The 24,523-nt window shown below is 48.9% G+C and carries 22 protein-coding genes and 4 pseudogenes; 20 read left to right on the top strand and 6 right to left on the bottom strand.

Translation table 11 applies throughout. The features are described from left to right. Positions 1–36: 36 nt before the first annotated feature. The 15 genes and pseudogenes from cooS (at position 37) to CCVT_RS00120 (ending at position 11,923) form a co-directional block, all read left to right on the top strand. The gene (cooS, locus tag CCVT_RS00195; protein ID WP_018137276.1) at positions 37–2,067 is read left to right on the top strand and encodes an anaerobic carbon-monoxide dehydrogenase catalytic subunit; all 2,031 of its coding nucleotides are present in this window, start codon (positions 37–39) and stop codon (positions 2,065–2,067) included. Between the two features lie 535 nt (positions 2,068–2,602). Beyond that, complete coding sequence (locus CCVT_RS00190; protein WP_018137275.1) at positions 2,603–3,748, top strand: iron-containing alcohol dehydrogenase; 1,146 nt, start codon at positions 2,603–2,605, stop codon at positions 3,746–3,748. Positions 3,749–3,771: 23 nt separating this feature from the next. Continuing rightward, the gene (locus CCVT_RS00185; protein ID WP_018137274.1) at positions 3,772–4,230 is read left to right on the top strand and encodes an NAD(P)H-binding protein; all 459 of its coding nucleotides are present in this window, start codon (positions 3,772–3,774) and stop codon (positions 4,228–4,230) included. A 172-nt stretch (positions 4,231–4,402) separates the two neighbouring features. Continuing rightward, a complete protein-coding gene (locus CCVT_RS00180) occupies positions 4,403–4,882 on the top strand; it encodes a flavodoxin (protein ID WP_018137273.1) in 480 nt (159 codons plus the stop codon). 41 nt (positions 4,883–4,923) lie between these two features. Beyond that, entirely contained in the window at positions 4,924–5,400 is a 477-nt protein-coding gene (locus CCVT_RS00175) for an SDR family NAD(P)-dependent oxidoreductase (RefSeq protein WP_018137272.1), read from the top strand. Continuing rightward, complete coding sequence (locus tag CCVT_RS00170; protein ID WP_018137271.1) at positions 5,397–5,813, top strand: Rossmann-fold NAD(P)-binding domain-containing protein; 417 nt, start codon at positions 5,397–5,399, stop codon at positions 5,811–5,813. The genes CCVT_RS00175 and CCVT_RS00170 overlap by 4 nt, the downstream gene beginning before the upstream one ends. Before the next feature lie 202 nt (positions 5,814–6,015). Further along, positions 6,016–6,717: an IS1595 family transposase gene (locus CCVT_RS00165; protein ID WP_018137270.1), complete on the top strand. Its 702-nt coding sequence runs from the start codon at positions 6,016–6,018 to the stop codon at positions 6,715–6,717. Between the two features lie 192 nt (positions 6,718–6,909). Further along, positions 6,910–7,368, top strand: a complete 459-nt coding sequence (locus CCVT_RS00160) for a cupin domain-containing protein (protein WP_018137269.1) — start codon at positions 6,910–6,912, stop codon at positions 7,366–7,368. A gap of 135 nt (positions 7,369–7,503) precedes the next feature. Further along, positions 7,504–8,250, top strand: a pseudogene (locus CCVT_RS00155) (SDR family NAD(P)-dependent oxidoreductase). Positions 8,251–8,358: 108 nt separating this feature from the next. Then, positions 8,359–9,102 (top strand): SDR family oxidoreductase, encoded by a 744-nt coding sequence (locus CCVT_RS00150; protein WP_018137268.1) that lies wholly within the window; start codon positions 8,359–8,361, stop codon positions 9,100–9,102. A 338-nt stretch (positions 9,103–9,440) separates the two neighbouring features. Further along, positions 9,441–9,818 (top strand): putative quinol monooxygenase, encoded by a 378-nt coding sequence (locus tag CCVT_RS00140; RefSeq protein WP_018137267.1) that lies wholly within the window; start codon positions 9,441–9,443, stop codon positions 9,816–9,818. Between the two features lie 6 nt (positions 9,819–9,824). Then, positions 9,825–9,962: a hypothetical protein gene (locus CCVT_RS10005; protein WP_018137266.1), complete on the top strand. Its 138-nt coding sequence runs from the start codon at positions 9,825–9,827 to the stop codon at positions 9,960–9,962. 27 nt (positions 9,963–9,989) lie between these two features. Beyond that, positions 9,990–10,853: pseudogene (locus CCVT_RS00130) on the top strand (aldo/keto reductase). Positions 10,854–10,855: 2 nt separating this feature from the next. Then, positions 10,856–11,080 carry a DUF2798 domain-containing protein gene (locus CCVT_RS00125; protein WP_018137263.1) on the top strand — a complete coding sequence of 75 codons (225 nt, stop codon included), beginning with the start codon at positions 10,856–10,858 and terminating at the stop codon, positions 11,078–11,080. Between the two features lie 93 nt (positions 11,081–11,173). Further along, positions 11,174–11,923 carry a carboxymuconolactone decarboxylase family protein gene (locus CCVT_RS00120; RefSeq protein ID WP_018137261.1) on the top strand — a complete coding sequence of 250 codons (750 nt, stop codon included), beginning with the start codon at positions 11,174–11,176 and terminating at the stop codon, positions 11,921–11,923. On the opposite strand, the gene rmuC is transcribed toward CCVT_RS00120, so the two are convergent. The 6 genes and pseudogenes from rmuC to CCVT_RS00095 all read right to left on the bottom strand — a co-directional run bounded on the left by rmuC (position 11,920) and on the right by CCVT_RS00095 (position 19,406). Next, positions 11,920–13,515: a DNA recombination protein RmuC gene (rmuC, locus tag CCVT_RS00115; RefSeq protein WP_018137260.1), complete on the bottom strand. Its 1,596-nt coding sequence runs from the start codon at positions 13,513–13,515 to the stop codon at positions 11,920–11,922. The genes CCVT_RS00120 and rmuC overlap by 4 nt on opposite strands. A gap of 22 nt (positions 13,516–13,537) precedes the next feature. After that, the gene (locus tag CCVT_RS00110) at positions 13,538–14,635 is read right to left on the bottom strand and encodes a hypothetical protein (protein ID WP_018137259.1); all 1,098 of its coding nucleotides are present in this window, start codon (positions 14,633–14,635) and stop codon (positions 13,538–13,540) included. 13 nt (positions 14,636–14,648) lie between these two features. Next, a pseudogene (locus CCVT_RS10080) lies at positions 14,649–15,137 on the bottom strand (methyl-accepting chemotaxis protein); the annotation flags it as partial. Positions 15,138–15,506: 369 nt separating this feature from the next. After that, a pseudogene (locus CCVT_RS10075) lies at positions 15,507–16,331 on the bottom strand (cache domain-containing protein); the annotation flags it as partial. A gap of 228 nt (positions 16,332–16,559) precedes the next feature. Further along, positions 16,560–18,233 carry a dihydroxy-acid dehydratase gene (gene ilvD, locus CCVT_RS00100; protein ID WP_018137257.1) on the bottom strand — a complete coding sequence of 558 codons (1,674 nt, stop codon included), beginning with the start codon at positions 18,231–18,233 and terminating at the stop codon, positions 16,560–16,562. A 351-nt stretch (positions 18,234–18,584) separates the two neighbouring features. Next, entirely contained in the window at positions 18,585–19,406 is an 822-nt protein-coding gene (locus CCVT_RS00095) for a CsgG/HfaB family protein (RefSeq protein WP_018137256.1), read from the bottom strand. 113 nt (positions 19,407–19,519) lie between these two features. Between CCVT_RS00095 and CCVT_RS00090 the strand changes: the two genes are divergently transcribed. From CCVT_RS00090 to flgE, 5 genes are all read left to right on the top strand, one after another. Then, complete coding sequence (locus CCVT_RS00090; RefSeq protein ID WP_018137255.1) at positions 19,520–19,912, top strand: hypothetical protein; 393 nt, start codon at positions 19,520–19,522, stop codon at positions 19,910–19,912. A gap of 91 nt (positions 19,913–20,003) precedes the next feature. Then, positions 20,004–21,371, top strand: coding sequence for a Na+/H+ antiporter family protein (locus CCVT_RS00085; RefSeq protein ID WP_018137254.1), 1,368 nt, complete (start codon positions 20,004–20,006; stop codon positions 21,369–21,371). A gap of 34 nt (positions 21,372–21,405) precedes the next feature. Next, positions 21,406–21,642, top strand: coding sequence for a hypothetical protein (locus tag CCVT_RS00080; protein WP_018137253.1), 237 nt, complete (start codon positions 21,406–21,408; stop codon positions 21,640–21,642). Then, positions 21,636–21,911 (top strand): type II toxin-antitoxin system RelE/ParE family toxin, encoded by a 276-nt coding sequence (locus CCVT_RS00075; RefSeq protein ID WP_018137252.1) that lies wholly within the window; start codon positions 21,636–21,638, stop codon positions 21,909–21,911. The genes CCVT_RS00080 and CCVT_RS00075 overlap by 7 nt, the downstream gene beginning before the upstream one ends. 119 nt (positions 21,912–22,030) lie before the next feature. Further along, the gene (gene flgE, locus CCVT_RS00070) at positions 22,031–24,523 is read left to right on the top strand and encodes a flagellar hook protein FlgE (protein ID WP_018137251.1); all 2,493 of its coding nucleotides are present in this window, start codon (positions 22,031–22,033) and stop codon (positions 24,521–24,523) included.

Below are 24,523 nucleotides of genomic sequence, written 5' to 3'. Positions count from 1 at the left end.
ATAATGTAAATTTATCAGCATAAAAGGAGCGAAATTATGCAAAACAATGACGAAATTTTAGGCATCAAAGTCCAGAAATACGGGGCTTTAGAACCAAACGAAAATGGAGTTTATCCATACGAGGACGGCGTGGAATTTACCGACTACAACCACGCGATCAATCTTTACAAAAAGACCTTCCCCGACAAAAAGACCGTCATCGAACAAACCCCGGACCCAGCCGTGCGTGAAATGCTCCTTAACATGCAAGAGGCCGGGATCGAGACCGTTTTTGACAGATTTGACAAGCAAAAACCTCAATGCACCTTCGGCATGGCGGGCATTTGCTGTAAAAACTGCTTCATGGGGCCGTGCAAGATAACCGCCAAAGCCACGCGCGGCATATGCGGTGCGACAGCGGATACGATAGTTTCGAGAAATTTACTCAGACACGTAGCTGCGGGTGCTGCGGCGCATGGAGCCAGAGGCAGAGAGACAATGCTGGCGCTAAAATACGCCGCCGAGGGCAAGCTGGACCTGCCGATCGAGGGCGAAGAGAAAATTTTAGCCGTGGCGGCGACTTTCGGGCTTGAGAGCGAGGGCAAGACGGTAAAAGAGCTGGCCGGCCAGATAGCTGATATCTTGCTAGAAGATCTCTCGCGCACGGTGCCTGCTACTCACAAAACGATAGAGAAATTCGCTCCAAAAGAGCGTCAAGAGGTGTGGCGAGAGCTTGACTTGCTACCTGTTGGCGTCTATCACGAGGTCTTTGAGAGCCTGCACCGCACGACTACGGGCACGGACGGCGACTGGCGAAACATCATGAAGCAGTTTTTGCGCACGGGAGTAGCGTTTGCGTGGTCGAGCACGCTAGGCACGTCGATCGCGATGGACTGCCTTTACGGCTTGCCAAAGCTAAACGACGCGCAGATAAATTTAGGCGCGATCAAGAAAGGCTTTGTAAATATCGCCGTGCACGGCCACTCGCCGCTATTAGTAAGCGTCATCGTAAAGCTTGGTAAAAGCGAGAAATTTCAGGAGCTGGCGAGGTCAAAAGGCGCACTTGGCATCCAGTTTTACGGCATTTGCTGTAGCGGACTATCGGCGATGTATCGCTACGACGGCGTCATCCCGCTTTCAAACGCCGTGGGCTCGGAGCTAGTCATGGGCACGGGGGCGATCGATCTTTGGATCGCGGACGTGCAGGATGTATTCCCGTCTATCATGGAGGTCGCGCAGTGCTTCAAAACCACGGTCGTAACGACAAGCGACTCGGGCAGACTGCCTGGGGCGGAGCATTACGGATTTGATCATCATCACTCGAATTTAGCCGACATCCACGCGATAGCCGAGAAAATTTTAAACCGCGCTATCAAGAGCTTTGAGGCTCGCCGCGGCGTGCCGGTCAAGATCCCGATATACTCGGTCGAGGCTAAAATGGGCTTTTCAGTCGAAAACGTCAATAAAATTTTCGGCGGACTGGAGCAGATAGCAGAGGCACTCAAAAGCGGCAAAATTTTAGGCCTCGTAAATCTCGTGGGCTGCTCGAACCCTCGCATCGTCTATGAAAAAGCCGTCGTCGAAGTCGCGCAAATTTTGCTAAAAAACAACGTCCTTATCATGACCAACGGCTGTGCGTCGTTCCCGCTTTTAAAGCTTGGCTTTTGCAACGCCGGTGCGCTGAAATTTTGCGGTGACGGGCTGAGAGAATTTTTAGAGCCTTATAATATCCCGCCGATCTGGCACATGGGCGAATGCCTGGATAACGCGCGCGCCAGCGGTATGTTCAACGCCCTTTCGGCAAAGCTTGGCGTAAAGATCAAAGACCTGCCATATGCTTTCACGAGTCCCGAGTGGTCGAACGAAAAGGGCATAGACGCCGCACTTGCTTTTAGGCTACTTGGCATCTCGTCTTATCACAGCGTGCAAGCTCCGGTAGAGGGCTCGCAGGCGGTGAAAGAATTTATGGCAAACGGCACGCTGCCGATACTCGGCTCAAAAATGGTCGTAAATGTCGATCACAACGCACTTGCCGAAGGGCTCGTGGCTGATTTGAAAGCCAAACGCGAAGCTCTAGGCTGGGACTAGGCCAAATTTAGCTCTGGATTGACGGTGTCCGGGGCTAGCCCTCAAATACTGCGAAATTTCACACCACTATCAATTTTATTCAGTAAAATCAATACTCTATCGTAAGCGCTTCGCAAATATTTGACTCTGTTTTGAAAAGGGTTTATTTTTAAAATTTTAAACGTTCTGGTGTAGTCAAATCTTATGTAGCAACGCTATCGCCGCCGATTTACAGGGAAGCGGTAGCTGACCGCGTAAATCGTGCTACACGTTCGACTACTCGCTCCCGCACAAACGCTGTTCGCGTCCGTGCCAGGTCTCTCCTGGAGTAAATAAGATTTACGAAGCGTTTGCTTAAAGGTATCAACACTTTTTAAAACAGAGCCATCTTACTCATTACATGAGCACCCTAGCACAGGCACAAACAGCGCGAGCAACCAAGCGAAAATTTCCAAAAATTTTAAAATTTGTAGGATCAGGCAAGGATTTTGGAGTATCTATCTATCGCCGTTTGCTTTTAAAGGGCTATAATTTTTAAAATTTCAAAGGAGAAAGCATGCAAGATTTTAGTTTCTGTAATCCCACTCGTATCGAATTTGGCAAAGGCAAAGAGCGAAATATCGGCTCATATATGAAAGATTTCGGCGCTAAAAAAGCGATCATCATCTACGGTAGCGAACGCGTGAAAAAAAGCGGACTTTTCGACACGGCGACAGACAGCCTGAGGCGAAACGGCATAGAATTTACCCAGTGTGGTGGCGTGAAAAGCAACCCCGTGCTGAGCAAGATAAAAGAAGCTATCAAGATCGCTAAGGATTTTGGCGCTGACAGCGTGCTGGCTATCGGCGGCGGCTCGGTGCTAGACAGTGCCAAGGCGGTCGCAGCGGGAGCCTGCTATGACGGCGACGTTTGGGACTTTTTTACAGGCAAGAGCCCGAGCCTGGCACTAAAGATCTTTGACATCATTACATTAGCCGCGACTGGCAGTGAGATGAACAGCGGTGCTGTCGTGACGAGAGAAGAGACTCGCCAGAAATACGCCATAGACGGTCGCGTGCTATACCCGAAGGTCTCGGTCATCGACCCCGAGCTGCAAGCTAGCGTCAGCCGCGAATATCTAGTGTATTCGGCGAGCGACATCATTGCGCACAGCATAGAGGGCTATTTCACCGCGAACGTCCAGCCGGGACTCATCAGCTCATACGTCGAGGCCAACATCAAAGCCGTCATCAAAACGACTGAAATTTTGCTCGCAAATCCCGATGATTACGATACTAGGGCTGAATTTGCCTGGGCTGCGACGATGGCGCTAAACGGCCTGACCTACGTCGGCACGGGCGGCTTTAGCTATCCAAATCACATGATCGAGCACGCTATGAGCGCGGTGACAGACTGTGCACACGGAGCGGGGCTATCGGTCGTGATGCCCGCTTGGATGAAGTGGTATAAGGGCAGGAATTTAGCTCAGTTCGAGCGCTTTGCGCGTGAAATTTTTGGCCTTAAGGGCGCAGACGAGGGCATCACGGCGCTTGAGGCGTGGTTTGATAGGATCGGCACTCCGACCAGGCTTAGTCAGCTAAACATAAAAGGCAGCGTCCTAAACGACGTCATCGCGGTCGCCTACACAAACGCAAAGGACTGGGGCATGAGTGAGATTTATACGAAAGAGGCGATAACAGAGATTTTCGAGCTAGCAAAATAAATCGCGATAAAGGAGATGAAAATATGAAAATTTTGATTTTGGGCGCGACTGGCAGTCTTGGCAGATACGTCATAGACGAGCTTTTAAAAGAGCAGAGCGTGAAGCTAATGCTTTACGTGCGAAACCCCGCGAAGGTGGAGAAATTTAAAAGTGACCGTGTAGAGGTCATAAAGGGCGATGTGCTAGACGAGGGCGCGCTAAAAGACGCGCTTGATGGCGTAGATGCCGTCTATGCTGGGCTCGCGGGAGAGCTGGAAGCGATGGCGCGAATGCTGGTCGCCGCGATGGGTGCAAAGGGCGTAAAAAGGCTCGTTTGGATCAGCAGCTACGGCATTTACGGCGAGGCGGGACGCGGGTCTATGCCGCCAAGCGGATACGTAAACTCAGCCGCCATCATCGAGGGCTCGGGGCTTGATTACACGATCATCCGCCCGCAGTGGTTTTCCGGCGCAGACGAGATAGACTATGAGACCACGAGCTAGAACAAAAAGGAGCGTTTCAAAAATCCGGACGCCAAAATTTCGCGCAGATCGATAGCGAATTTAGTTGCGCGTTGCGTATTTGAAAATTTCGGCATACGCGATAGCATCGGGATAAATAAGCCAGCAAGGTAAATTTTGCGGGCGTGGCAAATATAAAATCAAAGGAGCAAAAATGAAAGCATTAGTAGCATATTTTTCAGCTAGTGGCATAACTAGGCAGGTCGCGCTTACTTTGGCGGAGGTTTTGGGCGCGCAGGTTTTTGAGATAGCGCCGCTTGAGCCATACAGCGCGGCGGATCTTGACTGGACGAACGCGGGGTCGCGCTCGAGCGTAGAGATGGCGGATAAAGCCTCGCGTCCGCAAATCGCCGCAAAATGCGAAAATATCGCGGAATTTGACGTGATATTCGTAGGATTTCCCGTTTGGTGGTACACGGCGCCGCACATCGTAAATACCTTCCTCGAGGCGCACGATCTGACGGGCAAAACTATAGTGCCTTTTTGCACGAGCGGGGGCAGCGATATAGGCAAAAGCGGCAAGGACATGGCAGTCTCGGCGCCGAATGCGAAATTCCTACAGGGTCGCAGGATAAATTTCGGCGAGTCCAGAGCGCAGATAAGAAAGTGGGTCGAGAGCCTGAATTTAGCGTAAATTTGGCTGAAATCGGTTTAAAATTTTAGAAAGGATAAAAAATGTCTCAAGTTTGGTATATCACGGCTGGTAGCGGAGGGCTGGGGTTGGCGCTCGTAAAGGAGCTTTTAAAGCGCGGTGAGCGGGTCGCGGCGACATCTAGGGATCTGGAGAAATTCGTCCAAAAAATGGACGGCGAGAGCGAAAATTTCTTGCCTTTGGAGCTAAAATTCGGTGAAAATTTAGAAGCGAATATCGAAGCGAATTTGGCCGCCGTCAAAAGGAAATTTACTCGCCTCGATAATCTCGTAAATAACGCCGGCTACGGGCTTTTGGGCTTTGTCGAGGAGACTAGCTTGAGCAAACTTAGGCGGCAGTTTGAAACCAACGTCTTCGCGCCCTACCTCATCGTGCAAAAGGCGCTAAAAATCATGCGTCCGCAGGCGGTAAAAGAGGGCGGCAAGGCAGGCGAGATCAGAGCTAGAATTTTTAATCTAAGCTCGATAGGTGGCTTTCGCGTCTCGGGCAGCTCGACATGAGCAAATTCGCCGTCTCGGCGCTGAGCGAGGGACTGGCGCTCGATCTGGAGCCCTTTGGCATCGCCGTGATAAACGTGATGCCGGCGGGCTTTCGGACGGAATTTGCAGGCGCAAGCGCGAGTTTAAGCGGCGGCAGGATAGAGTGCTACGACGAGCGGCGCAAGGCGTTTGAGGAGGGCGTGAGAAACTACAACGGCAAGCAGGCGGGCGATCCGCAGCGCTTTGGAGAGGTGATGTATAAAATTTCGCGCATGCCAAAGCCTCCGTTTAGCCTATTTATGGGCGGCGCAGCGTTTAGATCCGCTCAAAATAAGCTTGAAGCGGTCAAAGCCGATATGGACGCGACGCGCGAATTTGCAGGCGCTGCGATGGATTTTGCTGACTCAGCGGGCAGTGCGTTTGATAGGCGTTAAATTCAGCGGCGCTAAGTTTTTATGAAACCAACAGGTGTCGCTTAAATTTATAGCTTAAATTTGCCGTCTGACGCGCAAATACCGCAAAGATAGGCAGCTGCCGAATTTGGTGGGTGGCTAAAATAAGGCTTTATTTCAGTAGGGTGCTAGTTTTAAGATTTGGCTCAAGATAAGTTAAAAACTTTCAAAGGAGTTTTTAACTATGATCCCGTCGATGAAAAATAAGTATATCTATCGTTCCCGAATTTCAGAGAAGAAATTTAGAGAAATTCTCAAGTATTTTGCAGAGGATATGGAGGCTACTAAAATAGCAAATTTAACCGGGATTTCTAGAATTTCCATTAATAAGATTTTAAAAAGCATTAGAGTTTTGATGTCTAAAGAGTGTGAAAAAATATCTAAGTTCTCAGGTGAGATAGAGATTGATGAAAGCTACTTCGGAGCCAAGAGAGCAAGAGGAAAAAGAGGTAGAGGTGCAGCAAAGAAAACACCGGTATTCGGAATGCTAAAGCGTGACGGCAAAGTTTATATCCAGATAGTTAAAAACTGCTCTGCAAATGAACTAATACCGATATTATCGGAATTTAGCGAATTAGACGAGAGTGTAATTTACTCTGATTGCTGGAAAGCCTATGATGGATTAGTGGATTATGGAGCCAAGGCACACTACAGAGTAAAACACTCTAAAAATGAATTTGCTAATGGTAAAAACCATATAAATGGCATAGAAAATTTCTGGGGATACGCTAAACATAGACTAGCTAAATTTAAAGGCATCAAGAAAGAGAATTTTTTACTTCATCTAAAGGAGTGTGAATTTAGATATAATACTAAAACTACACAGGAAAACTTATATCAGAAACTGTTGAAATTGATAAGAGAGAATCCGCTTAACTTATCTTGAGCCTAAGATTTTAAGCATTCTGGCGTAGTCAAATCTTATGAAGCGACACTATCGCCGCCGATTTTCAGCGAAACGAAGTGAGCGCTAAAATCGTGCTACATGTTCGGTGTTTTGTGGAGCAAGTAAGATTTGCGAAGCACTAGTTTAAAAAACAGATATTTTGTCAAAGAAAGCCAAAACAAAGGAGCAAAAATGAACGATCAAAAGGAACAAATTTTAACGAAAAAAGAGAAGCTGAAGGTCTATGACAAGGTCTCGAGCGAGATCTTTGCAGGCGGACTGCCGCGCGTGACACTGCTTTTTGGTGCGACGTCATACGCAAACGCGGGCGCAGCGCTCGTAAGCTTCCCAAAGGGCGTGCGAACGGCGTGGCATACGCATCTGGCGGGGCAAAATCTAATCGTCACGAAGGGCAAAATTTACACCGGTACGGCTAGCGGCGTGGTGCAGATCGCGCGCGCAGGCGACGTGGTGCTCTGCCCGCCCGATGTGAAGCATTGGCACGGAGCGGGGCTGGACGAGGACGGCGAGCACATCGCCGTAACCTTTGAAAAGGACGGGCGAAACGTCGTCTGGCTGGAGCATCTAAGCCAAGACGAATACGAAAATTTTGTAAAGCTCGCGGACGAGCAAGAGCAAAAGGATAAATAAAATTTGCAAATTTATCCGCGCTTAGAGTGGCTGCGATGATGCGAGTCAGCGGTGTAAATTCGTCATACCTTTTGCCATTTTGCACGCGGGATATGCGTCAATAAAGCCCGTAAGTCGGGTGTCAAAGGAGAAAAAATGAAAAAATATATAGCCATAACGGGTGCTAGTAGCGGTATCGGAGCGGCGGCGGCAAAGGCTTTTGCAAAAAGAGGCGAAAATTTGATCCTAATCGCCAGGCGCGGCGAGAAGCTAGAAAATTTAAAAACCGAAATTTTAAATTTCGCCCCGAATCTGGACGTCGCCTTAAAGACCTGCGACCTTTCGCGACTAGAAAACGTCACGCAGCTTTGGGAGTGACTGGACGGCTATGAGCTAAAGGCGCTTATCAACAACGCCGGATTTGGCGATTACGGAGCGGTGGGCGAGCGCGACCTAACTAAGATCACTGGGATGCTAAATCTAAACGTCACGGCTCTGGCGCTACTCTCGCACCTCTTCGTGCAAAGATACAGGCGCGAGCCCGCCACGCTCATAAACATCTCCTCTGCCGGCGGCTATACCATCGTGCCGGGCGCCGTTAGCTACTGCGCGAGCAAATTTTTCGTATCGGCGTTTAGCGAGGGGCTTTATCACGAGCTGGCGCAGGATAAGGACGCCAAAATGCGCGTGAAGCTACTAGCGCCTACGGCTACGAAAACGGAATTTGGCGCGGTGGATTATGACTACGACGCGAGCTTTAAAAATTACCATTCAAGCGAGCAGATGGCTGAGTTTTTATTGCAGCTTTATGACAGCGACAAATGCGTAGGCAGCGTCGATAGGAACACGTTCGAGTTTAGCCTGAGCGAGCCCAAATTTAGCTATGCGATAAAGTATCGTTAGGTGGCTTGCGGCGCGCCGCCTGAGAATTCGCAACTTGGCGGAGCAAATTTAGCGTTTGGTTACGCTTTTGGCGTATAATCAACATAGCTTCAAATTTAAGGAGCAAACATGCAAAATATAAAAGACAAGGTCGTGATCATCACGGGTGCAAGTAGTGGTATCGGTGAAGAGGCGGCGTTAGAGCTTGCCAAACACGGCGCGAAGCTCGTGCTAGCCGCGCGCAGAGTGGATCGCCTGCAAAAGCTGGTCGAGAAGATAAAAGCCGCTGGCAGCGAGGCGATAGCGGTGGCTACGGACGTGAGCAAAAATGCCGATGTGGTGGCACTCGCAGACGCTGCGAAGGCGAAATTTGGCCGTATAGACGTGCTCGTAAATAACGCGGGCGTCATGCTGATGGCTCCGATGGCAAAGTGCAAAGTCGATGAGTGGGAGCGGATGATCGACATCAACGTAAAGGGCGTGCTCTACGGCATCGCGGCGGTGCTGCCGACCATGCAGGCGCAAAAAAGCGGACAGATCATCAACATCTCCTCCGTCGCGGGGCTCAAAGTCTCTTCCGGTATCGGCACAGTGTATAGCGCGACGAAATTCGCGGTCAAAACGATCTCCGAGGGCTTGCGCGCTGAGAGCAAGGGCGACGTGCGCGTCTGCACGATCTATCCGGGCGCGATCGCTACGGAGCTAGCGCAGCATTCTAGCGACGAGGCGGCAAAGGCCGGCATACAGGCGTTTTACGCTGCAAACGAGATCACTCCTGACGCGGTCGCTCGCGCTATCGTTTTTGCCGTTTCGCAGCCAGCCGATATCGATATAAACGACATCACGATACGCCCGAGCAGGCAGGAATTTTAGGCTGAATTTGCGCTTTGGGCGGGCTTTGGCGAGTTAAATTTATATGCTCACACGAGACAGTTTGCGGTGTAGCTCGCCCAAATTTTGGGCGGCGTTAAATTTGCCTTGCCGACAAATTTACACTTGCAGATACTGTCGCGCCCTGCGCCGATGTCGCGTGATATTTTGTGGTCGCGCGTAGCGAATTTTAGCTTTAACGACGCAAGAGAGCTGGTGCGGGCTTAAAATTTAAAAAACAGCTGATAGTGGCTTTCGCACTACGATTTTGGCGTGCACGGCCAAAAAACGAGCAAAATTTAGCCTCGCTTGGGCGGTAAATTTACAAACGAAAGGAAAATATGAAATTTATGAAATCTATCATTTTGCCCTGCGTGGCGGCTCTAAATTTATGCGCTGGCGAGCCGGTGGTAAATTTTTTCGAGCTGACAAACGCGCCGGGAAAATTTGAAAATTTTAGGCGGCTGGGTGAGGATAACATCATAAATTCGCTCGAAAAAGAGCGCGGCACGCTGGCGATGATGTGCGTCAGCCGCGCGGACGATGAGAATTCGCACTTCGTGTTTGAGATCTATGCGGACGAGGCGGCATATGAAGCGCATAGGCAAACGCCCCATTTTAGGGCTTATATCGAGCAAAGCAAAGACTTGGTCATAAGGAAAGATTTTATAAAAATCAAAAATTTGATCTCCCTTAGCAAAGGTGCATTTGCGGGGTAAATTTACGTGCCGTGGGGCAACGTGGCGATATTTCACAAATCTTACGGCGGCAACAGTGATCTTTATAAACTCGGTAAATTTGACGAGAATATAGCGAGGCTTGTAAAATTTAACGGCGAAATACGCGTGCAAAAAGTGGAGTGAAATTTTAGTAAATTTAAAGGAGAGAAAATGCAATACGTAAATTTAAACGACGGCAATAAAATGCCGATTTTGGGCTACGGCGTGTATCAGATCGATGATCTCAAAGAGTGCCAGCGCTGCGTAGAAGACGCGCTCGCGGTAGGCTACCGCCTGATAGACACCGCGCAGGCGTATTTTAACGAAGAGGCTGTGGGCGCGGCGATAAAGACCGCGCTGGCTGGCGGCGTTAGGCGCTAGGAGCTTTTCGTCACCACCAAGCTTTGGATCAGCGATATGAGCGAGAGCGGGGCGGCTAGGGCGTTTGAAGCGTCTATGAAAAAGCTGGGGCTTGACTACCTCGATCTTTATCTTTTGCATCAGCCCTTTGGCGACGTGTATGGCGCGTGGCGGACGATGTCGCGCCTAAAAAACGAAGGGCGTATCCGCTCGATCGGCGTTAGCAACTTCTATCCCGATCGCTTGATGGACTTTTGCCTGCATAATAAGATAGCTCCTGCGGTCGATCAAGTCGAGTGCAGCCCGCTATACGCGCGCTTTGATGCGCAAAAGACGATGGCGGAGCTTGGCGTAGCGATGCAGGGCTGGGCACCCTTTGGTGAGGGGCGAAGCGGACTGCTCGAAAATGAAATTTTAAAAACTATCGGCGCAAAGCACGGCAAGAGCGTGGCTCAGGTCATCTTGCGCTGGCTCGTGCAGCGCAGCGTCATCGTCATACCAAAGACGGTGAGCAAGGAGCGTATGGAGCAAAATTTCAGCGTTTTTGACTTCGCGCTTGACGAGGCGGACATGGCGAGTATCGCGAAAATGGACGGCAAAAAGAGCCTGTTTTTAGACCACCGCGACCCGCAAACGGTCAAATTTTTGAGCGATTATCATAAAAATAGGAGTTAAATTTGATAGACATCAAGTATTTTCGGTTCGTGTTCGCGTTTATAATGGCGCTTTTCATGTCGTGCATCATCGCTGGCGTGCTGACTTATATAAATTTGGGTTTGATCGAGGACTTTTTTAAAATTTGGATGCTTGGCTGGGTAAAAGCCTTTGTCGTGGCGTATCCGTGCTTGCTTTTGCTATTTCCGGTCGTGACCAGGATGGCAAATGCTCTGTGTAGAAAATGAGAGTGTGAAAAGGCGCAAATTTTCGGGCTTTGCGGCGACGTTTGCGCTGCTTGCTAACGCGCCGTATCAGGCCGCACAAGAAAGGAAAATATAATGAAACTAACGAAAAAGACGAGCGAATTTTACGAAAGCTGGCTGGGCGGCACTCATCCGCTTGAGGACAGCGATCCCGAATTTACGGAAATCTATCTAAATTTTTTATTTGACGATGTGAGTAGCGAGATAAATTTAAGCATGGACGAGCGGCTAAAAATCACGCTTGCGTGCCTTGCGGTAATCGGTGCGAAGCGCGCATACGGCAGGCTCGTTACAGCTGCGCTCAAAAACGGTGTGAAGGCAGGGGAGATAAGAGAAATTTTATATCAAGCCGCCCCTTACGCGGGTTTTGGCAGGCTCGAGGAGATATTTTACGCGATGAACGAAGCTTTTAAGCAAGCGGGCGTAGAGCTACCGCTAGCGGGTGCCGGCACGACTACGCGCGAAAACCGCGAAGAAAAGGGGCTTGCCGTGCAAAAAGAGATATTTCCCGCTATCGATAAATTTAACGCCGATGCGCCCAAGGATGAGCGCCATATCCGTAAATTCCTCTCTGCGAATTGCTTTGGCGATTTTTACACGAGAGAGGGCTTGGAGCTTAAATTTCGCGAGCTGCTGACTTTCGTGTATGTGCTCTCTTTGGGCTACGCAAAGCCGCAGCTTTTGGGGCATATCGTAGGGAATTTTCACGTCGGCAACGACCGTGCCAAGCTCATAGACGTCACGACCGTACTCGTGCCATTCATCGGCTATCCGATGGCGCTAAATGCCTTTACCGCGATCGATGAGGTCAGCAAAAAGGGCTAATCCTCCTGCGGCTTTAGATCCTCTAGTCTATTGGCCTCAAATTTCGCGTTTAGCTCGGCGATCTCGGGCTCGTTTTGTATCGCTTTACTTGAAAGCTGCTTAAAGCGCTCCACCTTGCCAAGCAGCCCTTGCTTACCCACGAGCGAGGTCACGGCTTGATTGTAGTGGTTGCTCGCGGTATTTAGCGTGCCGCCAAGCCTCGCCAAAGCGTCCGCCACACCGCAGACTTTGTTGTAAATTTCACCCGCGCGAGCGGCGATCTGCTGGGCTTCTTGGTTGCCCCGCTCGATGCGCCATAGATTTGCTATCGTGCGCAGGATCGGCATCAGCGTCGTGTGAGAGACCAGCACGACCTTGCGCTCGTAGCCATAGTTGAAAAGCCCGGTGTCAAATTTCATCGCCTCGATATATGCGGGCTCGACCGGCATGAACATCAGCACGAAGTCAGGGCTCTTTAGCCCGTCAAGCGAGGCGTAGTCCTTCTTTGCAAGCTCATCGATGTGCCTCCTCACAGAGCGGACATGCTCGCTCAAAGCCGCACTCGCCTTTGCCTCATTGCCCGCACTGACCGCCTCCTCGTAGGCGTTTAGAGAGACCTTGCTGTCGATAACGATGTGTTTTTCATCGGGTAGCCTGATGATGAAGTCAGGCACCGCCCTATCTCCGCTCTCGCTTTTGAAATTTTGCTGCGTGAAGTAGTGCTCGCCCTTTATGAGTCCCGCAAACTCTAGCGTGCGCTCCAGCTGCGCCTCGCCCCAGTTGCCGGCGATCTTGTTGTTGCCCTTTAGCGCAGTCGTGAGGCTGTGCGCCTCTTTTGACATATTCAGCCCGACGCTAAGCACCTGCTTTATCTGCTCCTCCAGGCTCACGGAGCTTTTGACCGCCTCGCTATGCACCTCGTTCACGCGGTTTTGAAAGCCGGCGATCTGCTCTCGTAGGGGCTTTAAAAGCAGCTCCAGCGAGGTCTGGCTCGTTTTATTAAAAGAGCTCGTCTTTTCCTCGAAAATTTTATTTGCAAGGTTTTGAAATTCTAAATTCAGACTTTGCTTAAGCTGGGCTAAATTTCCCTCTTGGGCGCGTAAATTTTGCTCCTTTGCATTAAGATCGCTTTTTTGCACCTCGATACTTTTTTCAAGCTCGCTTTTTTGCGATCCCATCGCCTCTAGCCGTGCAGTCAAAATTTTTAAATTTTCATCCAGTTTGGCATTTTGCTCTTGTTTTTCATTTAGCGTGGCCCTCACACTTTCCAGCTCGCCTTTTAGATCCTCCACGCTCTTTTGGCTTTGGATATTTGCCGCCTTTAGCTCCATGATGATCTGCTCTTTGTTTTTTAAAAACTCTTTGTTGCTTCGATTTTCGCCGCTCTCCTGGCCTAAATTTTGATTTAGCTCGGATATAGTTCGCTCCAGCTCATCCTCTTTGAGTAAGGCTGCTTCAAGCTTGCTTTCCAGCTCGGCGTTTTTGGCTTCATTTGCCCTTAGCATGGCGCTTACGGTGCTAAATTTATTGCTTAGAATGATAGTAAAAACGATAAATCCAAGCAAGATCACGCCTAGCGCTATAATGGCGATCAGCAGCTGATTTTCATTCATTTTTTCCCTTTGTGTCTTAACGTCACGTTTGCTGATGAAATGCGCTCAGCACGTAGCATTCGGGGCAAATCTGCACGTAAAGTATGCCCTCGCTATTATCGATGAGCGACCATGGGATCTGCGCTAGCAGCTTCATCGTCTTGCCGCATTTAGGACAGTCGCAATACTCAGCATCCTGCACCCAGTCGCCATGCCCGCCGATGCTGACGTCAGACTCAGCAAAGCAGGGATAAAACGGTGGCTTTGGTGCGCGATCTAGCCTAAATTTATGCGAAACTATCTCGTTCATCGTATCTTTGTTGATATAGTTTTGCACTCCGATCTTTTCAAGCTGTGTCCTATCAAAGCTCGTTTTTACATTACCGTCTGCAAAATTTTCGCAGGTAAAGGTGCTAAAGGCCACGCAGTTTGGGCAGCAGCGCATACGCATGTCGTGCTTTAAATTTAAAAATTTAAAGCTTGGCTCACCAGATTTTATGCTGATGGCATCGATCATCTCACATCCGCAAAATTCGCACTTCTCGCCAGTTCTTTGTGCTATTTTTACAGGCTCGTTCTCGCAGCCGCTTTCACACTCCTTTAGAATAAGGCACTTTTCAAATACCAGACTTCGTCGCTCGCCGCTTGTATCAAACGTCCAGCCGCCGCTTTGTGCGTAGATGGCAGGACCTACATATAGCCCTTTGCGCCACTCTTTGGGGTGCTTTTCAAACTCTACGAACGCTTGCAAAGTCTTCTCATCGCCCTGCATGGCAAGCGCCAAAAGCAGATCGTTTGCGCATGAGGGTCTCTCGTCTAAAAGGCGTAAAAGCTCGTCTCTCACATCACTTGGCGCCTTGTAATGAAGCTGATGCGGGTGGTAGATCTCAGCCTTCAAAGCAGCCCTTGCGATGCGTTCGTCGCTAATGCCACGCAGCGTAAAAAGCCCCCAAAATTCATTGTAGGCCTCGCCATAGTTTTGCATTTGTTCGATATTTTGAACGATATTTTTTATCTTTTCTTCGATTTGCTCATCGCTTAAATTTAAAAATTTATCTTGCTCGTTTTTTATCTTACATTGATAGCAAACGCCATTATATCCGATCTCTCGTCCGCATTGCTCGCAGGGATAAATAGCCATTTTGCTCCTAAATTTAGCTCTTAAACTGATTTAGCTTGTTGTTTAGGCTATCTACTTGCTCGTTTAGCATACTTGAAGCCTTTGAAATTTCATCGACGCTTCTCGTATTTTCGGCAGACAGCTTATTGACATTAGCAAAGCTGTTTATCGTGCCTTGTATGGACGCGCTCATCTGCCCGACCTCCGCTACGGCGAGACTAGTTTTTTCTATCGCCTCGTCAAGCAGCCTCGATGTCTCCTCGATCTCGACTTTTGAGCCGTTAGACTCGCTCGCGATGCCGGCTATGAATTTAGAATTTTCACTCATCATCGTGGAGGCGTCATTGACGGACTGGGTTATGAGATTTACGGTGTTGTTGATCTCGACCAGGCTCTTTGAGGTCTTTTCGGCTAGCTGTCTGACCTCATCGGCCACGACGGCAAAGCCGCGTCCGTGCTCGCCTGCGCGTGCCGCCTCGATAGCGGCATTTAGAGCGAGTAAATTTGTCTGATCGGCGATATCGTTGATGACTTTTAAGACCTCTTTGACCTCGTCTGTGTTTTGAACCAAATTTTGAAGCCTGTCAGAGAGCTCGTTTTCGGTTTGAGCGGCGTTATTTATGCCGCTGACCGTTTTTATGATATTTTCTTTAGTCTTTTGCAGGGTCTGGCCGACCGATTTTAGATCGGTTATGGCTTCGTTTGATTTATCGTTTGAGCTTTGAGATAGGGCGGTCATCGCCTCGGCGTCTTTGGTGATGCCTTGAATGATATTAAATTCGTTTTGCACGCGCGATTTTATCTCTTTGGACGTGGCGCTTAGCTCCTCTGAAAGCGATGAATTTTCGCTACTGCTGCTCTTTGCCTCGTTGATCAAAATCCTGATCTTTTCGATGAATTTATTCATATTCGAGCTGATTTGGCCCAGCTCGTCTTTTGAGTCAAAGTCTAAATGCTTGGTCAAGTCGCCTTCGCCGACGGCAAGATCATGCGAGAGCTCCATCAGCTTGATGACCGGCTTGAACAAAATTTTAAGTAAAAGCACGATCAGCACGATACTGATGACTATCGCTACGACACCCACCATGGTGCTAAACTGCGCATTTTTCTTATTTTCCGCCATCGCATCGTCAAGCCTAGCCATGAACGTGACTATAAGACTGACGCCATCGATATTTGCAAAAGAAAGTATCTTATCATCGCCCTTATATTTGTAATAAAAAAGCCCGTCTTTACTTTTACTCGTGCGTGCGACGAGCTCTTTTAGGCTTGGGTCTTGATCGCTTATATTTTTGCCGATGAGCTGTGAATTCGGATGAAAAAGTATCTTGCCGGCCTTATCTATGAGCATGAAATACCCAGTCATATCGTTATCGCTGTTAAACATCGCGATGACCTCGTCAAATGGCATATCCGCACCCATCACGCCGATAAATTTACCCTCTCTTACGATAGGAGTGGCGACCGTGGTGACTAGCTTTTTAGTCGCCTCATCGATGTAAAATTCCGTAGCGATCGGTCTGTTTTCTCTTTTGGCTTTTTCGTACCACTCTCTTGTTTTCGCATCGTAGCTTGCATCAGGCACCCAGTCGTCGCTAAATGCCGTCTCGCCATTTTCCAGCGCGTAATAAGTAGCTACGAATTTGCCCTTGTCGTTCGTGGCCTTTATGACTTCGATGTTCTTTTGCCTATCGTGCCCGGAGAGCACCGACTGCATCGCGTCAAGCAGCTGAGCCTTTAGTCCATACCACGTCTCGATCTTTTTATCGACCTGCTTTATCAGTAGCGTGGAGCTAGCTTCCGTCATATTTGCGATGACGTTTTTAGTGCCGTTATAGCTCACGCCAACAAGCGCTACGACCAAGATCGTAAGCAAGATCGATACGCAAACGACTACTTTTTGTCTAAAACTCATGTTTTCTCCTTTTAGCTCATTAAAATTTGACTACACTTCCAAAATCGCCCCGTTGCTCGCATTTGTAACCAGACGCTGATACTGCCTTAGCCATTTGCCTTTGAGCTCTTTTTGCACGGGCTTAAACTCCGCCTTTCGCTTTAGGGTTTCAGCCTCGCTCAGGCGCACATTTATCGAGTAGGTATCCACGTCGATGTCGATGATGTCGCCGTCTCGCAAAAGCCCGATCATACCGCCCTCCGCCGCCTCGGGGCTGATATGTCCGATACTTAGCCCCCTCGTCGCGCCGCTAAAACGCCCGTCCGTGATGAGCGCGACGTCAGCACCCAGCCCGCGCCCCATGATGAGGCTTGTAGGGCTTAGCATCTCTTGCATCCCCGGGCCTCCGCGCGGTCCTTCGTAGCGGATGACGACCACATCGCCCTTGCCGACTTTGCCGCTAGAAATGCCCACTATCGCCTCGTCTTGGGAGTTAAAGCACACCGCCTTGCCGCTAAATTTACGCTCGCCCACGATGCCGGCTGTTTTGATGACGCAGCCTTGCTCGGCTAAATTTCCAAAGAGTATCGCCAGCCCGCCCACTTTCGAGTAGGCGTTTTCGACCTTGTGGATCACGCTCTCGTCCTTTATCTCGCTTAGCCCGACGCGCTCGCCTAGTGTTTCGCCGCTCACGGTTAAATTTTCAAGGTGCAGCATGCCGTTGTCGCGGCGCGAAATTTCCTTTATCACGGCGTTCATGCCGCCAGCGCGCCCGATGTCCTCCATATGCACGTTTGGTAGCGACGGGCTTATTTTGGCGATGTGAGCGATGTTTTGGCTGATTTTATTCAGCTGCGAAATCTGCAAATTTACCCCCGCCTCGCGGCTGATAGCCAGCATATGAAGCACGGTATTTGAGCTGCCGCCCATCGCCATATCCACAACCAGCGCGTTTCGCACGGCTTTTTCGTTTAGGATGTTGCGAATTTTGAATCGCTCGTCCAGAGCTATCTCGCAAATTCGCCTGCCAGCGCGGCGTATCAACTCCTCGCGCTCTTTGGTGAGTGCTAGTATCGTACCGTTGCCGCTTAGCGCGATACCCATCGCCTCGCACAGCGTATTCATCGAGTTTGCGGTGAACATCCCGCTGCAACTGCCCCCGCTCGGACAGGCGTTGCACTCGATGTCTTTTAGCTCCTCCTCGCTGATCTCTTTGGTCTCAAATTTACCCACCGCTTCAAACGCCGTCGCCAGGTCGATAGGCTGACCGCTTTTGGTGTAGCCCTTTCTCATCGGGCCGCCGCTGACAAATATCGTCGGGACATTGACGCGAAGCGCACCCATGACCATGCCGGGCACGATCTTGTCGCAGTTTGGCATGCACACAAGCGCGTCGAGGGCGTGCGCGTTCATCACGGTCTCGATCGAGTTTGCGATGATCTCGCGGCTTGGCAGGCTGTAAAGCATCCCGCCGTGTCCCATCGCGATGCCGTCATCCACGCCGATCGTGTTAAATTCAAATGGCACGCAGCCATTTTTGCGGATCTCGTCTTTTAAAATTTCAGCGTATTTGTTTAAGAAAAAATGCCCCGGGATGATCTCGATGAAGCTGTTTGCCACGCCGATGAAGGGCTTAGAAAAGTCATCGTCTTTTAGCCCGGTCGCGCGCAAAAGCGAGCGGTGCGGCGCTCTGGTGTAGCCTTTTTTTATCACGTCACTTCTCAAATTTGATCCTTTATTGAAATTAATTTAAATCGATTTTAGCAAATTTAAACTAAATGATAGGTTTAGACCGCAATGAAATCAAAAATCGTGCTAAATGTTTGGCCACTCGCTCCCACACAAAATTAGGGAAGCCCGCAGGGGCTGAGTAGTTTTTTGCGAAGCAAAAAGATTTCCTTTAAACGCTGTTCTACTCGAATGCTGTTCGCATTCTCCTGTGCCGGGTCACTCCTGGAGTAAATAAGATTTGCGAAGCGTTCGTTTAAGACTATCAACACTTTTTATTAATACAAAACCTAGGAATTTTAAAACGAGGAGAAAAAATTTGAGCCCGAAGGCTCAAATTCAGGAAATTTAGTCAGATACTTTCAGAGTTCCGCCTGCGCCCAAGCCGCCTTTTACCTTTTGGGCTTTGTAGTTTCTGACGGCGTCGATAAGGTTATTCATCGAATCAGTGAAAGCCGCTACGATGACCTTGCCTTCAGGGGTTTTAGCATAAGCTCCGAGCGCTCCACCGGCCGAGCTGCCAAATAGCCCGCCAAGTCCTGCAAAGTCGTAATTTCTAGCGCTTCCCTCAGCCGCTGCTAGCTGTACGCCCGAGCGGTTTTCGATGAGAGTCAAAACCGTGCTCGCATCGCTCGTATTAAAGCCGCCGGCTACCGCTCCGGCGATACCGCCAAAGAGCGCGCCCACTACACCGCCTACGCCGCTAGTATCCTCAGCGCTAAAGATCACCGAAGGAGTGATGGTATAATCAGCCGCGACCATTTGGCCTTTTTTGAAATTCGAGTTTTTTCTAAGCTCGCCTGACTGCATCAAAGCGCGCTCTTCCATCATTTGATTAAACGCCTTGCCCCGCTCGACGATGACAAAGCAGTTTGACTGCTGAGCCAAGAGCCTGATGACAGGGACAGTCGAAGGTAGTCTGTAATCTCTCGTAAGGATAGTATACCAGTCGGAGTCTCTATCCTCGTAAATAGTCACCGTGCCCAAAGACTGGCTACATCTTTTAAGCTGCGAATTGGCATTTTGAGCGTTCTCTCCACCTGCCGAGCCGGTAGCTGCGGTCTTAGCACTGCTTGAGCCCATATCCATAGACGATAGGCATCCAGTCAAAAGAAACGGCAAAGAAAGTGCGGCAAATTTTGCCAACCTGTTTGGAAATGATTTTATCATTATTTACTCCTTAATATATCTTGGGATTGTAATATACGTGTGCTAAAAATTTACTTTAATTTTAAAATTTATATTATAAAATGAGTAACGAATAACACGGCAAGGAGCGCGTAGTGAAAAAGCTGCTTTTTATCGGCCTGATCGCGGCATTTTGTGTAAATTTAGCAGACGCTTACGATAGATATCCAAACGAATCTTTAATAGTCATTCCCAAAAAATATAAAGATAGAAGACGCAGCAACGAATACAACAACAATATGCTCTCGAATTCCGACGTCATCTTGCTTTTAGAAGAGCCGCTCGATGATGGTTACAGAAGAAATTACAAAAGAAGAGACTACCGCAAAGAGATAACAAGAGACTACATGAGACGAAATAACATCCGCGAATACGGCGACGACTACTACGACAGGCGAAACGACGATAGATACGACAGGTATCACGATGACGGATATTACGACAGATACGACGAGCCAAGGCCTGGCATCGAGATACGCATCAGATAATCCGCACCAAGCATAAATTTAACGATTTCTAAATTTAAGATATGCAAATGTATAATTTTACGTTTGCAACAAAATTCATAAGGAAATCCCCATGCTCTATACAAACCCCGTCGTCGTAAGTATCCTCGTCATGACGATCCTTTGTCTGCTGCGTTTTAATATCCTTTTATCGATCCTAGTCTCCGCGCTCGTTGCCGGAGTGATGTATAAGCACGGATTTAGCGGGTTTGAAGACGGTCTGGCAAGTGGCTTTAAAAGCCTACTTGACGCACTAGCGGACACCACGTCTACGCTGATAACGGGCATGAAAGGCAACCTCGAAACGTCGCTTAGCTACATCTTGCTCGGTGCACTCGCAGCCGCGATAGCAAATACGAATTTAACAGCCATCTTGATAAACGGCATAAGCAAATTTCTAAGCTCGAACCGCATAAATTTCATACTCACCATCGCCTTTGTCGCGTGCTTATCGCAAAATTTGATCCCGGTTCACATCGCATTTATCCCTATCCTCATACCGCCGCTTTTAGTCTTGATGAACAAAATAGGCATAGATCGCCGCGCGGTCGCATGCGCTCTCACGTTCGGGCTTCAAGCGCCATACGTGAGCCTTAGCGTGGGGTTTGGACTGCTTTTTCACAACATACTGAAAAAAGAGCTCGAAAACAACGGCATCAAAGTTGAGCTAAGCGACATCAGCTCCGTTATGTGGATAGGCGGCGCATCGATGCTGGTGGGACTATTTCTGGCGGTTTTTATATTTTACGTCAAAAGGCGCAAATACGAAAATACGAAATTTGAAGAGCAGGAGCTTCGCGAAGTCGAGCATGCTAAAAATTTAAAAATGACACGCAAAGAGTGGGCGGTGCTAGGCGGAGCGATCGCCGCTTTCATAGTGCAAATTTACGCTGGCTCGCTGCCGCTTGGAGCGCTTATTGGGCTCATCATAATGGTGATCTTTGGCGGGATCGAATACAAAAAGATAGACAAGATAATGGATAACGGCCTCGCGATGATGGGCTTTATAGCCTTCATCATGCTAGTAGCGGCAGGCTTTGGCTCAGTCTTAAGGGAGAGCGGCGGTATCGAGCAGCTCGTGAATTTCGCCAGCTCAATTTCGGGCGGCAAGCTGGGCGGAGCATTTTTGATGCTGCTTATCGGACTTCTCGTGACGATGGGCATAGGCACCAGCTTTGGCACGATACCGATCTTAGCTTCCATTTATGTGCCGCTTTCGCTTTCGCTCGGATTTTCAAACGCTGCGATCATTTTACTAATCGGTATCGCAGCAGCACTAGGAGACGCGGGAAGTCCGGCCAGCGACAGCACACTAGGACCTACGTCCGGTCTAAACGCCGACGGACAGCACAATCATATCTATGACACCTGCGTGCCGACGTTTATATTTTTCAACATCCCGCTAATGATAGGCGGCATCGTCGGGGCGATGTTGCTTTAATGTGCTATAATCTAAAAAATTTTGGAGGAAAAATATGATTTTATTTATACCAAATGCGGACAATGCCCTACTCACGATGTTGCGGGCTATAAACGAAAAAATGAGCGAGCCTTATAAACTGCAAATAGACGAAAATCAAGAACAATATCTAGGCGACGCTGATATAGAAAATTTTAAAGAGTTGCTTAAAAAGAAGGCTAAGGGTGAGCTAAAATTTTATAGTCAAGCCGAATTTAGCGATAAAATGGTGCAAAAGGGCTATAAATGGTGATCCGTTATGCAGATGAGTTTTGGCAAAATTTAAATGAAATTTTGGACTTCATATCTGCAAATAGTGAGTCTAACGCTCAAAATTTTTTAAATGAACTAAAGTCAAAAATCATGGCGATCACCGATATGCCATATCGCTTTCGTAAAAATTTAATAGCAAACGATGACAATATCAGGGATTTGATCTTTAAAGGCTATGTCATACCCTTTGAGGTAGATAAAGAAACTATAAAAATTTTAACTATATACAAATTTAATCTCTGGCATTGACTACAAAACCGCCACTTCCAAATAGCCAATTATCTCCTAAATTCCTAACTATAAATTTTTGGAACACCTTTTGCTTATAGCTATACAATAAATTTAAAACACACAAAAAGGATAGACTCATGATGAGATCACTTTGGTCTGGCGTTTCAGGCTTGCAAGCCCACCAGATAGCTATGGACGTAGAGGGTAACAATATCGCAAACGTAAATACCTACGGATACAAATACAACCGCGCGAATTTCGCGGATATCTTGAGCCAGACTCCGCGCGTCGCGACTGCACCGCAGGGCGAGCTGGGCGGTCAAAACCCTATGCAAATAGGCCTTGGAACGACGATAAATTCAACTACCAGGATTTTCTCTCAAGGCACACTCACCTCAACCGACAAGCAAACCGACCTTGCGCTTCAGGGCAACGGCTTTTTCATCGTATCTCCGGACGGCGGCACTACGCGCTATTATACGAGAAACGGCGACTTCGTGCGTGATAAGGCGGGAAATTTCGTAAACAATAGCGGACACATCGTGCAAGGCTGGACTAGAGACGAAGAGACCGGCACTATCGACTCCACAGGCCCTATCAAAAACATCGTCATCAAAGAGGGTCTAACGACTCCTGCACGCGCTACGACCGAGGTCAAGATAAAGGGAAATTTAGACTCAGGCAACACGATCGGTGCTAGAAGTACGCCTATTTATTCTCTTGACTCCGTTGCCGGTGGTAGGGACTATAACAACAACGGCGAGCTTGACGGTAACGAAGTGCATAATGAAAACGACGTAAATAACAATGAATTCTATACGAATTCCAAAAATGAGCAGGTCTTAACAGAGCGCGGCGTCGATCTTGGCGTGACATTTGACGAGCTTGGAAACGGGCTCGCGCTAAGAAACAACCAAGGCGTTTGGATAAGCTATGCGAATGCGAAATCACAAAAATTCACAGTCGGTAGCGGTGCGCCGGCGAATAAAGGACAATTTCCGGCAGGCGCTACACTAAATGTCACGATAAACGGCACGACTATAACAAGCAAAGCCGGCGCTATAAACAGCATCAGCGATGTCGCTGCAGCCATAAACGCCCAGTATAACAAAACCGGCGTTCAAGCCGAAATTTCAGAGGGCAACAAGCTCACTCTAATCAACAGAAACAACTCTGGTACGACCGATAGCACCAAAAATATCCACCTAACGGTAAATGGCGGTGATAACACAGGCCTATCAAGCGTTGATATCATCACTGCATATAAATATGTCTATACAAATTCCCAAACTACGGCGGTGCATCCAAATGACGACAGGATAGCAAGGACGGTCACGACGACTGAGGATCTACGCGCTGCGATGCAAGAGGACGCGAGAAACCACGTGGACTACGACGGAGACGGCAGGATAATAAACGCAAAGACCGACGCTGACGCCCAAACTCAAGTAAAAGAGGCAGTAGAGCAAAACTATCTAAACAACGCCTATAACGTAGCCTACAATAATACATACGCGGCCAGGATAGCCGCAGGAGATACTGCAGCACAAGCAGCGACCGCGGCGGAAACAGCGGCGGCAGCGGCCAAAACAGCGGCGGCAGCGGCGGCAGCGGCGGCAGGTACAGCGGCAGCGGCAGGTGTGACAGCGGCGGCAAATTCCGATCTAAATGACGGTGCTAAATTTACGGTAAATAATGCGGGGCAATTTCAAGTCGAAAACCCTGCAAGCGGGACTTTCGATAAAGCCCTTTATATGACGACGACTGGCCTTACCACCGAGGCGAAAAATGGAACGGCTGCGGTAAATGAAAACGTCAGACTAACTACCGTCATGAAAGCCCTTGACGGCGCTCTAAGCCCCGGTCAAGCCCTACGCAACAGCGGCAAACTGATGATGTCAAGCCACGGCTCAACAGCTGAAATTTACGACTCCCTGGGCTCAAAGCACACAGTCAGCATCAAATGGGCTAAAACAGGCACTACAAACGATGGCGGTACCGAGTGGAGCATGATCATACAAGTACCGGAACCGGCAAAGATAAACTACTCCGGCGTTGGCCCGGATAACGTTATCACCGGCTCTCTTAGATTTAACGCTAACGGCTCGTTAGCCAGCTTCCATCCGGCTACATTTACCTTTACGGCAAACAACGGCTCGCAAGCAGGCCAAAACGTGAGCCTAAATTTTGGTCTGGGCACTGATTTTAACGGCCTAACGAGCTTTGATAAAGACTCATCGACCGAGTCTATCTCGCAAGATGGCTACACCGGCGGAACATTACGAGACATCAAGATAGACGAGACGGGAACTATCATCGGAGCTTTCACAAACGGAAAGAGCTTTGGCCTAGCGCAAGTAGCACTAGCGACATTTACAAACAACGAGGGCTTGCAGTCTGAAGGTGGCAACGTCTTTTCTCAGACCGCAAACTCCGGCGAAGCGGTCATCGGAGCGGCAGGAACGGGAGATAAAGGCACCGTCGCAGCCTCAAAGCTAGAAGCCAGCAACGTCGATCTCAGCCGAGCGCTCACCGATCTCATCGTCATCCAAAGAGGCTTTCAAGCAAACTCTAAGACGATAACCACGAGCGACGAAATGCTAAATACGTTGCTTCAGCTAAAGCAATAA

Origin of the sequence: Campylobacter curvus, from assembly GCF_013372125.1 — a bacterium.
Classification (GTDB): Bacteria; Campylobacterota; Campylobacteria; order Campylobacterales; family Campylobacteraceae; genus Campylobacter_A; species Campylobacter_A curvus.
This window is presented reverse-complemented; position numbering and strand designations above follow the sequence as displayed.